General features: G+C 42.2%; 12 protein-coding genes. 3 read left to right on the top strand and 9 right to left on the bottom strand.

Features of this window, described 5'->3' with window-relative positions; genetic code table 11:
- Window positions 1-38: 38 nt before the first annotated feature.
- From MKY52_RS26050 to MKY52_RS26030, 5 genes are all read right to left on the bottom strand, one after another.
- Window positions 39-1,142 (bottom strand): Gfo/Idh/MocA family protein, encoded by a 1,104-nt coding sequence (locus tag MKY52_RS26050; protein WP_341054473.1) that lies wholly within the window; start codon window positions 1,140-1,142, stop codon window positions 39-41.
- A gap of 20 nt (window positions 1,143-1,162) precedes the next feature.
- Window positions 1,163-1,885 (bottom strand): ThuA domain-containing protein, encoded by a 723-nt coding sequence (locus tag MKY52_RS26045; protein WP_341054471.1) that lies wholly within the window; start codon window positions 1,883-1,885, stop codon window positions 1,163-1,165.
- Window positions 1,886-1,934: 49 nt separating this feature from the next.
- Window positions 1,935-3,095 (bottom strand): Gfo/Idh/MocA family protein, encoded by a 1,161-nt coding sequence (locus MKY52_RS26040; RefSeq protein ID WP_341054469.1) that lies wholly within the window; start codon window positions 3,093-3,095, stop codon window positions 1,935-1,937.
- A gap of 1 nt (window position 3,096) precedes the next feature.
- Window positions 3,097-4,197 (bottom strand): LacI family DNA-binding transcriptional regulator, encoded by a 1,101-nt coding sequence (locus MKY52_RS26035; RefSeq protein WP_341054466.1) that lies wholly within the window; start codon window positions 4,195-4,197, stop codon window positions 3,097-3,099.
- A 109-nt stretch (window positions 4,198-4,306) separates the two neighbouring features.
- A complete protein-coding gene (locus MKY52_RS26030) occupies window positions 4,307-5,182 on the bottom strand; it encodes a LysR family transcriptional regulator (RefSeq protein WP_341054464.1) in 876 nt (291 codons plus the stop codon).
- 129 nt (window positions 5,183-5,311) lie between these two features.
- Between MKY52_RS26030 and MKY52_RS26025 the strand changes: the two genes are divergently transcribed.
- Window positions 5,312-6,205 (top strand): DMT family transporter, encoded by an 894-nt coding sequence (locus MKY52_RS26025; RefSeq protein WP_341054462.1) that lies wholly within the window; start codon window positions 5,312-5,314, stop codon window positions 6,203-6,205.
- 84 nt (window positions 6,206-6,289) lie between these two features.
- Here the strand turns inward: MKY52_RS26025 and MKY52_RS26020 are convergent, their stop codons facing one another.
- The 4 genes from MKY52_RS26020 to MKY52_RS26005 all read right to left on the bottom strand — a co-directional run bounded on the left by MKY52_RS26020 (window position 6,290) and on the right by MKY52_RS26005 (window position 10,639).
- A complete protein-coding gene (locus tag MKY52_RS26020; protein ID WP_341054459.1) occupies window positions 6,290-7,789 on the bottom strand; it encodes a DHA2 family efflux MFS transporter permease subunit in 1,500 nt (499 codons plus the stop codon).
- Window positions 7,790-8,042: 253 nt separating this feature from the next.
- On the bottom strand, window positions 8,043-8,792 hold the full coding sequence (locus tag MKY52_RS26015; RefSeq protein WP_341054456.1) for a stalk domain-containing protein: 750 nt from the start codon (window positions 8,790-8,792) through the stop codon (window positions 8,043-8,045).
- A 126-nt stretch (window positions 8,793-8,918) separates the two neighbouring features.
- Window positions 8,919-9,683 (bottom strand): M15 family metallopeptidase, encoded by a 765-nt coding sequence (locus MKY52_RS26010; RefSeq protein ID WP_341054455.1) that lies wholly within the window; start codon window positions 9,681-9,683, stop codon window positions 8,919-8,921.
- 50 nt (window positions 9,684-9,733) lie between these two features.
- Window positions 9,734-10,639: a hypothetical protein gene (locus MKY52_RS26005; RefSeq protein ID WP_341054454.1), complete on the bottom strand. Its 906-nt coding sequence runs from the start codon at window positions 10,637-10,639 to the stop codon at window positions 9,734-9,736.
- A gap of 235 nt (window positions 10,640-10,874) precedes the next feature.
- Between MKY52_RS26005 and MKY52_RS26000 the strand changes: the two genes are divergently transcribed.
- Window positions 10,875-11,408 (top strand): PadR family transcriptional regulator, encoded by a 534-nt coding sequence (locus tag MKY52_RS26000; protein WP_341054452.1) that lies wholly within the window; start codon window positions 10,875-10,877, stop codon window positions 11,406-11,408.
- Window positions 11,409-11,465: 57 nt separating this feature from the next.
- Window positions 11,466-12,284 (top strand): SDR family oxidoreductase, encoded by an 819-nt coding sequence (locus tag MKY52_RS25995; protein ID WP_149644351.1) that lies wholly within the window; start codon window positions 11,466-11,468, stop codon window positions 12,282-12,284.
- The last annotated feature ends 148 nt before the right edge of the window (window positions 12,285-12,432 follow it).

Raw genomic sequence — 12,432 nt, 5'->3', positions numbered from 1 at the left:
GATTGGAAGTGATAGGTTGCAGATTCAGAATGAATTCTCTAATCTAATGTATAAGGAGCGAGTCCAATCGGAAGAGCTTCAGGACGGGTGCAGGTACTCTTCATTTCGTAGAATGAATGAGTATCTGAAGAATCATGGAATGCCCACATCGCTTCTAGTACATGATAAGCCAATTCTCCACTGGCGCGGTGCTTTCTTCCAGTCCGAATGGCATATGCCATATCCGCTGGACCAATTCCGCGTGTATTTTGATCATATCCAGATAACAGCTTTTGCTCTGTCCATTCATTCTGACCCATGAGCCGGAATTTCACCGGACCGCCAAAGTTATTAGGATCCGGAACTTGAATCGTTCCAAGTGTTCCGTAGATTTCTATATGCGGCAGGTTACTGCCGCCAAAGATATCAAAACTTGTAATCAGCGTTGCTATGGCTCCATTCTCAAATCTTAATGTTCCGGCAACGTGAGTTGGAATTTGAACAGGAATTTTATTACCCGATTTCTTCTCACTTGTAATCGTGCGTTCGACTAGCGCTTTACCAGTCATCCCGCTAACCGTACGAATTGGACCCAATAACTGCACCAATGCTGTCAAATAGTATGGTCCCATATCGAACATTGGACCTCCACCAGCGGCATAGTAGAATTCTGGATCTGGATGCCAATGCTCATGTCCACGCCCCATCATAAATGAGGTAGCTGCAACGGGTTCTCCAATTACCCCCTCCTCGATCAGTTTCAATACGGTTTGGATGCCCGATCCAAAGAATGTTTCCGGTGCGCTGCCTACTAGTACGCCCTTTTCTCGAGCCGCTGACAGAACTTGGCGTCCTTCTTCTCTCGTCACAGCAAGTGGCTTCTCAACATACACATGTTTACCCGCTTCGATAGCTTTCAGGCATACATCCGCATGAACAGCTGGAATCGTCAGGTTGATAACGATCTCTATCTCCGGATCATTCAGTAATTGCTCTGTGGTGTAAACGCTTGGAATATTGTATTTATCGGCTTGTTCCTTCGCTCTCTCCAAGTCCAAGTCCGCACATGCAACTAGATCAAGAATCTCGAACTTCTGACAGTTCTCCATATATATGCTACTGATTTTACCGCATCCGATAATTCCTACTTTGACTTTATCCATTCGTTGATCGCTCCCAGAGATTATTGACTGTCTGCCATTCCGCTATAGCTACTACTAACCGCTGAAATTTGGGATTGTGCGCGAACTTTACCCTCGGCAGCCCATAGCAGTCCTCTGCGCATCATTTCCTTTACCTGTGGCATAGCTACAATATCGGCATGATGTCCGAGTGAATTATAATACACTCTGCCATGACCCCACCGTTTGGTCCAGGCTACTGGCATATCCACGGCTTTGTTGAAAGAATGTGGGCCTTCAACAACTGGAAAACGAGTCGTTGCAAGTACTTCTACAGCTGGATCTACATGCAGATAATATTGCTCTGAACAAACGGTGAAGTCTTCTAATCCTTCTACGAGAGGACTTGAGCTTTGGCAAATCTCTACGGTGTAGTTCACACCATCATTGCCGGGATGAGCTACCCATTGCCCCCCGGTCATAAACTGCCAATCCACATTATTTCGGAAAGAATCACACATCCCGCCATGGCAACCCGCAAGACCCGTTCCATTCTGAACAGCTGCCGAGACATTATTCACAAGATTCTGTTCGATTGTACCCATCGTCCATACCGGAACGATCAAATCTAGTTCAAGAAGCTTCTCCACATCGGCAAAAGCCTCAAGTGTATTCGATACCTCAACTTCAAATTGTTCCTCTTGCAGTACCTTAGCGAATATATCAGCTACCTGTTCAGGCTCATGACCATCCCAACCGCCCCATACTATCAATGCTTTTCTCATCTTCAGCACTCCTTCTAATAGAGGTTGTTCAAACACGCATTTTTGTTGATTACATCTCAGATATTTCGACCCACCGGCGCTGTTCAATAGAGCGTTCTACCGCTTCTAACACAGCTTGGCATTTCACTCCATCATGGAAATTAGGTACAGGCTGACGTCCTTCTTCAATCGCGTTAGAAAGCTCCAACATTTCGTGAATAAACGTATGTTCAAAACCAATCGTATGACCCGGCGGCCACCAAGCCTCCGCATATTCATGAGCTGGGTCCGTTGCTAGCACACGCCGAAAGCCCTGAACATCCTCTGTATCTGAGGTTAAATAAACCTCGAGTTCATTCATTCGCTCGAAATCAAATTTCACACTGCCAAGGCTTCCGTTGATTTCAAAAGAATTGGTAGAGCGATGACCTGCTGCGAATCTTGTAGCTTCAAAACTACCTAAGGCACCGTTATCAAAACGGGCTAAAAACAATGTGGCATCATCTACAGTTACCTTGCCCTTAGGAGCATCCTTATCCCCTTTGGCACTTAATCCGGTCATTTCAGCAGCAAGTGGACGTTCTTTAATGAAGGTCTCACTCATACCGATTACTTCCTTCACATCACCTACTAAGAAATGTGCGAGATCAATGAGATGCGCACCCAAATCACCATGTGAGCCTGAACCCGCAATCTCCTTCTGCAATCTCCACACTAACGGGAACTCCGGATCAATAATCCAGTCTTGTAGAAACCAAGCCCGAAAATGATAGATCTTCCCAAGCCGCCCGCTCTCTACTAGCTTCTTAGCAAGTCTAACCGCCGGTGAAAAGCGATAATTAAAACCAACCATATGTGTAACCCCTGCATCTTCAGCCGCTTGCAGCATTTCACGGGAATCTGCCAAGGTCAGTGCGAGTGGTTTTTCACAAAAAATATGTTTACCAGCTTTGGCTGCTGCCAGAGCAATCTCCTTATGTGCATTACTAGGGGCATTTATATCAATAAGATCGACATCCTCACGTGCGATTAGATCTTTCCAATCCGTAACACAATCCGACCATCCTAACTGAGTGGCAGCCTCTGCGAGCGCTTCAGCATTTCGTCCACAAATCACAGACATTTCCGGTTTAAGCGCTTTCGGGAAAAACATAGGCAAACTGCGGTAAGCATTACTGTGCGCTTTACCCATAAATTTATAACCGATCATTCCAATGCGAAGCTGTTTCATCTTATTCCTCCTCAGATTTCTTAGATTTAGATGAAGCTCGTATTACTAGTTCAGTCGGTAAGTTAATCTGGATGACTTGGGAGGGAGTTGATATTTCTGAGCGACTATTCCCCTGCAATTCTAATACCTTAGATACAGCAATTTCTCCTAGCTCATAAAAGGGAACACGCACACTGCTTAAGGCTGGTGTAGTAAGCTCAGCAGCATCTGAATCATCATAACCCACCATGGCTGGGATGCGATCTCTTGGGATGCCTAATTCCTGTAGGCCTTGCTGCAATCCAATGGCCATTCGATCATTGGCCGCTACAATGGCATCAATCTCATTCAGCAGAGGCAACATCTTCTTGGCAGCAATAGCACCGCTTTTACGACTGAAGTTACCTTCGAATAGAAGTGATTCATCTAAAGGAAGGTTAGACTCCTCCAAAGCGCGCAAATAACCAGTTAAACGATCTCGGCTGTTCGAATAAGATGCTGGCCCGTTTAGAAAGGCAATCCTCGTAAAGCCCTGATTCAGTAAGTGCCTGACCGCTTGCCAGCTTCCTTCGACATGATCAGCATCCACCTCGAGAAAAGCCTCTCCTTCAAAATGCTGATTAATCAGGCAAAACGGATGACCTTCCTCCTTCAAACGTCGAAGTGAGGCTAGCTCACCTGGATCCTCTTTGGCACCGAGTACAATGCAAGCATCAATCTTCCGCATCTTAAACAATTCGTTATAGTCCACTCTCTCTTCGGCATTTCGAAACAGCATTAACAGATCATAACCCTCTTCTCGCGCCTTACTCCCAATTCCACTTAATATTTCTGAAAAATAATAAGTGGAGAACAAGCGTGCATTTGGCAAATAAGGCATTACTACACCAAGGTGCCCACTTCTTCTACGAGCAAAGCTCTGCGCGAGTGAACTAGGGGTATATCCCAACTTGAGCGCAGCTGCCAACACACGCTCCTTCGTTTCTTCCTTGAGCGGGCCTACGTTGTTTAACACGCGAGAGACTGTGGCTTCTGAGACTCCGGCAAGCTCGGCAACCTCTTTACGGCTGGCGATAGAAATCCCTCCTACGAAAGCGCATTCAATAAATGTACGCGCGTACATTCTCTCATGAACAAAGTCCCTCGTCAACCCTTATTTTGGATATTCATTCATAATAAAACCCCTGAATTAATCAGGGGTTTTGCTCATTCTAAACGGTGTATTCTTAGGTTCAGGGATTCCCCATCAACCACGCTTGTACATGCTTTAGGAACTTTTTAGTGGCGGGAGAGGCGTATTTCATGGAATGTACAGCGATTCCAAGTGATCTGAAACTACGTTCTTCCAATTCAAGCATCGTTACATTATAATTCTGACGGGTTAATACAAGCTCTGGCAAAATACTAATTCCAAGTCCCTTCTCCACCATGGCCATAATGGCATAATCATCACCTGCTGAGAACTTAATATTCGGTTTGATGCCCGCCTTATCCAGTACACGCCTAACATCATAATCTGAACCTGCCTTCGGGATGATGAAATCCTCTTTAGCAATTTGGGATAAGGAGAGAAAAGGTTCTGCACTAAGCGGATTTTCTTTGGATACGATTCCTAACATCCGGTCCTTTTTTAAGGGTATCACTTCGAACTTGTCACGCGTAGGTAGAGAAATAAAACCACAGTCAACGACTCCAGCCTCGATCCATTGCTCAACCTCTAAGTAACCACCTTCCATCAACCTGATTTCGATATAGGGGTATTCACTGCGAAATTGCTTAATCATTCCTGGCAGCCAATGCACGGATACACTTGTGAATGTACCGATGGTAATGGTCCCGACCTCTAGCCCATGTATATCTGCTACTTCCTGCTTCAATTTTTCATTCCACTTCAGAATTTCACGGATAGGCTGTAGTACTTGCTCCCCATTTACCGTCAATTTAACGCCAGATCTATTTCTAATTAATAAAGTGAAACCAAACTCCATCTCCAAGCTACTAATCGTGTGGCTAATTCCAGATTGCGTAAAGCCCAGCACATCTGCTGCTTTTGTTAAGCTACCTAGCTCTACAACCTTTAGAAAAATCTCATACTTATTGATGCTCAACCTCTATCCCTCACCTTTTTAAATTACATAAGTTTTACTCATGTATCCTATGATAAACATTCAGTTACCTTATGTATAGAGCCGTATTATACTAAATTGAGTTGAAAATGAAGAAGGATGGATGACGAGATGAAACCGCTCAAAGCTGAGCTGCTGCTGTTAGTTGTAACATTATTTTGGGGTTCCTCCTACATATTTATGAAAATGGGGTTAGGCACGTTAGGCGAATTCAATCTGATTGCACTCCGCTTCGGACTTGCTTTTATATTAGCCACAGTGATCTTCCACAAACGTTTAAGAAAAGTTGACATCAAAACATTGAAATATGGTGCTCTGCTCGGATTCTTACTCCTCGGTGTGTTCACATGCATAACGTTCGGACTGAAGACCACGACAACCTCCAACGCTGGATTTTTAGTAGCCTTGACGGTCATATTTGTACCGATACTAGATCGTATACTTTTCAAAAAAAGAGTTGCACCTCCGCAAGTCTTTGGCTCCGTACTCGCTATAGCTGGCATTGGACTTCTTACATTAAACGCTACCTTAAAAATTGGGCCAGGTGACTTCCTCTGTATTCTTTCGGCGGTGTTCTATGCGGTACAGATCTTATTTACAGGCAAGGCTGTAAAAGAGTGTGATTCACTGAATATTGGAATCTTACAGTTGGGTTTTGCCGGAGGGTTTGCTCTAGTGTTATCTGTACTGTTCGAGACACCTTCACTTCCTTCGACCTTACCAGCATGGATTGCGATCCTCGCACTTGGGATTCTCTGTAGTGCCTGTGGCTTCATCCTACAACCCATTGCTCAAAAATATACTTCACCTACACGCACCGGACTGATCTTCTCCCTTGAGCCGGTATTCGCCGCGTTGTTTGGCTATTGGTTCGCCGCTGAAAAGCTATCGATACAAGGATATGCTGGTGCAGCTCTTGTTCTACTAGGCATTGTAGCATCGGAGCTACTCGGTAAAGTTACATTCAGCCCTAGGTGGGCTCAGAAGAAACCAGAACATCTATAGGATGATTTTCTCATACAAAAAAGGCGTCGTTAGCTATACAAGCTGAACGAAGCCTTTTTTTATTATCTAAGATTATCGTATAAATTAATGTCCCATCATCATTGCTGCATCTGCTTTCTTACTCTCTTCGGAGGAAGAATCATTCGAGGAAAGCTTTGGTTTGCGCAGGATAATACTCATAAGTACACCGACTACAGCTATACAACCAGATAGAAAAAATACATCATCAAAACCTAGAACTGCTGCTGATAAAGGATTGCTTCCTGCTTTCAATGCTCCCATATGCACAGTAATTTGACTTGTCAGATAACCCGTCAAGCCTGCTACGGCAAAGGCCACAACCACCTGCTGTGCCGCTGCTGTAAGCGATGTGACCCGGCTCACCAATTCACGCGGTGCTGCATTTAGAACATGTGTATTGAGTGGCATCATCGCTATACCCATCCCAAATCCTAATAAAGCAAGATACATCATAATGGTGTTTAGACTTGTAGTCATCGTAATCCCAGACAGTAGGAATAGGGTAACTGTAATAATGCTCAGACCCACAAAAGCCAGCGGTCGTGCCCCTATCTTATCAAACAATTTACCACCAAGCGGCATGCCGATTACACAAGCTAAAGCTTGCGGAAGCAGAATCAGCCCCGTCTCTAGTGGTGTATAAGCCCGAATCTGCTGTAAGTATAGCGGCACAAACAGCATGGAACCAAACAATGCGGCTTGCATGACCCATGTTAAAATAATGCCGCGGGTGAAATCTGAGGAGCGAAAGACGCGCAGATCCAGCAAAGGCTGTTTATGCCGCAGCTCAACGATTATAAATAGAATCAGTGCAACGCCACCAACAGATAATCCAAGGATTGCTGGAGTCGATGACCAACTATTCGACCCACCTTCATTTACTCCATAAGCTAGCATGGAAAACGCAATCGGTGCCAGTATAATGCCAAGTATGTCGAGGTTGCCTTTACCGATCTTCTCCGTCTTGGGCAAATACTTAATACCAAGAATAATACCAACAATCCCAATCGGCACGTTAATCAGGAAGATCCAATGCCAGCTAACATATTCAACAAGCCATCCGGACAATATCGGGCCAAGTGCAGGTGCAAGCAGCATGGGGATCCCAAGCATTCCCATAATCGATCCTCTTCGTTCTGCTGGAGCTAACTTAAACACCATAGCCATCCCAATAGGAGCTACCATCCCCCCACCAAGTCCTTGGATCACACGAAAAATAACAAGCTGCGAAGAAGTTTGAGCCACAGAACATAACATGGAGCCAAGAATGAACAACGTGAGCGTCACCAGAAACACTTGTTTAGAACCGAAGCGATCTGTCATCCAGCCTGCGAGCGGTATTACAGCAGCTAAAGCTAACGTGTAACCTGTAATCGCCCACTGAATCGTTTTTAAATCTGAAGAAAAATAGTCCACCAGTTTCGGTATAGCCACATTCACGACGGTTCCATCCAGAATAACCATAATCATCCCGACGATAATAGCAAGAAGCGGGGGGAGGATCGCTCTTAGCGAGAATGGCCGTTCTTCTGTCGGGCTACTCTGAGTAATTGATTTTGTCATCCAGTACTCCACTCTTTTCTCTAATTTAGTTAAATGCTTTAACAATTATTTCAAATTTTAATTTACCTTCGATGAATGTGAAAGTCAACAAATAAAACCCTTTTTTACAATAAAAATACATTGCATTTACGTTCATCTCAGTATGTTTATTGAAACACAAAAATGGCTATGCATGGTCCCAAGAAGAAATCTCTTCTTAAGGGACGCACGCATAGCCTGTTGTTCTAAACCTAAATCATTATTATTCTCAAGATTAAATGGAAGGAAGGTTTCCTTTTAACTCGACAATCTTACCAGACTTATTGAGAACAAACTCAAGGGAAGCATCTGTTACAGCAAAGCCAAGTACACATTGTATTGACATTTGATCTTCTTTTTGAATACTTTCAGTAGACTTTATCCCATGGTAAGTACCAGCTCGTGCAGTAAAATCAGCCCAATATTTCTGTAAACCCGTAGTGGAAAGCGAACGTTTCATTTCATCACTAAAGAATCGATTCTCTAACTCTTGAAATTGCCCAGTGCTCAGCAGTCCCGCTATCACACTTGCTGTAACCTCGGGCGCATAAACTTCCACTAGATTAGCTTCAGCATTATAAGAGGTTACCAGTCCTACACTAGTGAAAAAAGAGAGCGGAACATATAAGTGTTCCTTCCTAAACACAACATTATCCTTAAAGTCTCTTTTCTCTTTATCATTAATGGTAATATAGTCGTTTCCTACTTTATATTCAATCTTTTGTTTGACTCCACTTAATGTAATGGTGTCCGTACTTTTTTGATAAGTGGTTTGATATTTCAAGACGCTTGATGCCTCTCTAAGGGGTAGCATGACCGTAGAACCGTTTGGATACGCTGAATATTGATCTGATTTCAGAACCTGACCATTCAAAACCACCTTTACTTCACTAACATCTGCCCAAGCCGTAGAATAGGTAGTTCCTCCAAATCCATTTACCAATAACAGTACACTTAACACTACAACAACCGCGATTTTGTTCATCCGTTCGAAACCTCCCTTTTTTTGACTATTAGTATTATGTGCGTTTCCAGCATCTGCTAATCCTAATGGTAGTAAAGCTCAACAAAAAAAGTGAATCGCTTCTTACATGGACATTAAAGTTCTAGGTTATTCCACCTTGAAGTCAAAATATTGTTTAGGATAAGGTTCCTTGATCAGCGTAAAATGCCACCATTCTTTGCTGTAAGGTTTAAATCCCTGTTTTACCATCGCCTCTTTGAGGATCGCCCGATTTGCTTTCTGAGTCTTGTTGATTAAGGACGTATCGTAATAGGAGATGTCTCCGAAAAAATCAAACGGGCTTCCCATATCTACTTCAGCTCCCGTTTCTTTATTTACGATCGTTAAATCGACGGTGCTACCTCTAGAATGGCCTGATTTTTTAGCTATAAAACCAAGTTTAAATAGATTACGTTTATCCAGTCGCGGGTAATATTGCTGTTTCATTTTAGTATCTACGGCATTCTGTGACCATCTTACAAAATGATTCACCGCCGTCTGCGGACGATAAGCATCATAAATTTTAAGAATATACCCTTTGTTCGCTAAATCCTCACTTACAGCCTTCAAAGCTGTTGCCGCTGTCCGCGAGAATATCGCTAAAGGCGCCTTGTAGCCATCAATCCGCTTCCCCACAAAATTATTATCTCCGTAATATCGAATCTCATATTGTGCCGTTGGAATCACTTCATCCAGATAGACAAAACCTTGCGGTAAATGGCTCTTCTTCTCCATTTGCATTTGCTGCAGCACAGAGTCTGTTGAAGAGCCGACATAAGCAGCATCAGCACTACCCATAAACATACTGTTTGTCCACAACAACAGCACGACTGCGAAAACAGCGATTCTTATTCCTTTTGATCCTAATCTCAATTAATCCAGCCTCTTCTCAGATGTTGTCTTGTCTTTACATACCCTAATAATTACGAGTTTACGGTTTCAACTAGAAATTTTTCTATTACAGGAGTGAATTTATTATTCGTGGAATTAAGTAATTGTAGTAGCTTTTCTAAAATCGAAAGAATTCTAGTATCAACTTTGCTATTTTTTAGTGCATTCTCATATGCCTTTTTTACTTCTGGTTTGATAACTTGCTCATCATAGTCATATGCAGGTGTATTACTTGTTCCATACAATAAGCGGGACGTTGCAATGAGAAGTTCTTTTTGAAGAGCGGTTGAACGGTTAGAAGCAGGATATTTCGTCACAAAATCCTCTATTGCAAGCGCTCTATTCGTTAACTCGGTCCAACTGATTACAATCGCTGCATCAGATACACTCGGTTGATTAGATTCGGTGGCCATGATGTCAATATAAGCTGCGATGTCCTTCGTAATATACGGCTTAAAGATCTTAAATCCCTCATAATGCATCACCGGATAGTACATGCCCTCACTGGTCTCCAGCTTATATCCCTTATCCCGGCCTTCAATTAACATATTACGTACGTTGGCATCTTTGATCGTATTAAGGAGTGAGGTATAGGTTAGATTTTTGCTTTTGGAAAAAGCACTATTTATCTCTTTCTGCATCTTGTCCGGAAAAACCTTTTCTGAGTATATAGATAAATGTGCCTTCTGTGCATTCTCCAGCTGAAGTGTCATCTGAGTCGCTGTCCAGGTATCCACTTCTTTGATATGGTTAATTAAATAATTACGTGCGTTAGCAAGAGATGTCGGCTTCTGTACATACTGCTGGAATTGATTATAAACGCCTGCAGATTCCGTTGCCGATGCGGCAGATACTGGCTCTATACCCAAAGTACTGAATCCTGTCACTGAACCAAGGGCTATAGCAATACTTAACAAGCCGGATTTTTTCCAGTTCAATAGATAACCTCCCTTTTGCCATATATGTAATTGTACTTAATATTTAGACATACGGGAATAACCTGAAACTATTTGGTTCATAGTACCCATTCCAAACAATCCTGAAGGAACTAGTGATTTATGATTTCGATAAAGTTACCTGTATCAAAATAATATATATTGACACAATATATATCCAACCGATATATTATAAGCGTGATATACAAATATTTCTAAACTACAAGGAGGTTCTATTTTGAACAGTCAGGATGTTATTTTAGGCATGCTTATGAAAGAATCGAAGACTGGTTACGAAATAAAACAGTTATTGGAGAATATATTCTCTAATTTCTATAGTTCCAGTTATGGAACGATTTATCCCACACTTGCTCGAATGGAAAAGGAGGGTTTGATAACTAAGGAAAATGTGCAGCAGGAAGGTAAGCCTAATAAGAATCTTTTAAATATCACAGATAAAGGAAGAGATAGTTTTAACGCCTATTTACTTGCCCCACTAGAGGCTGACAGTATTAAGAAATCTGATTTTATGATGAGACTATATTTTGGTGAATTTGTTGGGTATGACAAGGTGATTCTTTGGTTGAAGCAAGTACAGGAGGAATCACAACATAAGTTAGATCAATTACTTGAGCAGTATTCACTTTATAAAGATACAATGCATCCAGCACAGATCATCTGTATCCAAATTGGCATAGAAGAATATAAAGCAAAACTCAGAATCATTGCCGAAGGGTTGTCAAACATGGAGCAGCTAATGCTTACAAAGTAAGTTTTGTACGAACCAACTGAAGAGGTAACGCTCAAAAAAATTTAGGAGGAATTGTTAATGAAAACAATTTTTATAACGGGTGCTTCGTCTGGCATTGGTAGAACTACAGCAAAGCATTTTGCTGAAAGAGGATGGAACGTCGTAGCCACGATGCGTTCACCTGAACAAGAAAGTGAACTTATTACACTTGATAATGTATTGGTTTTACAGCTTGATGTTGAGAAATCAGACACAATTCAACCTGCGTTAGCGGAAGCGATTAAGCGGTTCGGTAAAATTGACGTTCTTCTCAATAATGCTGGTTATGGAACAATGGGTCTTATAGAAGTAGCTACAGATGAGCAGATCAGAAGACAGTTTGAAGTGAACGTGTTTGGTCTTATCAGTATGACTAAAGCCATATTGCCACATTTTAGATCTAATCAAGATGGTTTGCTAATCAATATCTCTTCTATGGGTGGAAAAGTAACCTTTCCTACAATGTCTCTGTATCATTCAACGAAATTTGCCGTAGAAGGTTTTTCTGAATCCGTATCTTATGAATTAGCATCACAGAACATTAAAGTTAAGTTAATTGAACCAGGTGCTATTCAGACGGACTTTGGTGGAAGATCGATGGAGTTCTTTTTTAATGATGCATTAACAGATTATAAACCCTTTACTACTGCTTTTTTGGGTAAATTGGGTGAGATGGAAAAACAACCTACCTATGCTTCACCTCCAGAAATTGTTGCGGAAACTATATATCAAGCCGCCACAGATGGGACAAGTCAATTCCGGTACATTGTTGGAGAAGATGCAAAGATGCTCATTCATATGAAAGAAAATACAGATGAAGCAGAGTATCTGACTAATATAGCCCAGCATTTTTCTTAAAAAGAAGTTAGGTGGCGAACGCTTCTCGGCACTCTACCGGGGAGAGGTCCCTCTTTCTTGTTATGATTTAAAAAATCCCCTCCGATTAACAGTGGTATGTTCATACGTACATGAACCTTCTCCACTATCTACCGTAAGGGGATTTTAC

The sequence above is a fragment of the Paenibacillus sp. FSL P4-0184 genome, assembly GCF_038004625.1.
GTDB lineage: Bacteria > Bacillota > Bacilli > Paenibacillales > Paenibacillaceae > Paenibacillus_AQ.
This window is presented reverse-complemented; position numbering and strand designations above follow the sequence as displayed.

Excerpts from the sequence above, each read along its gene's own strand:
- MKY52_RS26035 (WP_341054466.1), bottom strand. The coding sequence starts at position 4,197 with ATGTACGCGCGTACATTTATTGAATGCGCTTTCGTAGGAGGGATTTCT.
- MKY52_RS26025 (WP_341054462.1), top strand. The coding sequence starts at position 5,312 with ATGAAACCGCTCAAAGCTGAGCTGCTGCTGTTAGTTGTAACATTATTT.
- MKY52_RS25995 (WP_149644351.1), top strand. The coding sequence starts at position 11,466 with ATGAAAACAATTTTTATAACGGGTGCTTCGTCTGGCATTGGTAGAACT.
- MKY52_RS26050 (WP_341054473.1), bottom strand. The coding sequence starts at position 1,142 with ATGGATAAAGTCAAAGTAGGAATTATCGGATGCGGTAAAATCAGTAGC.
- MKY52_RS26020 (WP_341054459.1), bottom strand. The coding sequence starts at position 7,789 with ATGACAAAATCAATTACTCAGAGTAGCCCGACAGAAGAACGGCCATTC.
- MKY52_RS26045 (WP_341054471.1), bottom strand. The coding sequence starts at position 1,885 with ATGAGAAAAGCATTGATAGTATGGGGCGGTTGGGATGGTCATGAGCCT.
- MKY52_RS26015 (WP_341054456.1), bottom strand. The coding sequence starts at position 8,792 with ATGAACAAAATCGCGGTTGTTGTAGTGTTAAGTGTACTGTTATTGGTA.
- MKY52_RS26040 (WP_341054469.1), bottom strand. The coding sequence starts at position 3,095 with ATGAAACAGCTTCGCATTGGAATGATCGGTTATAAATTTATGGGTAAA.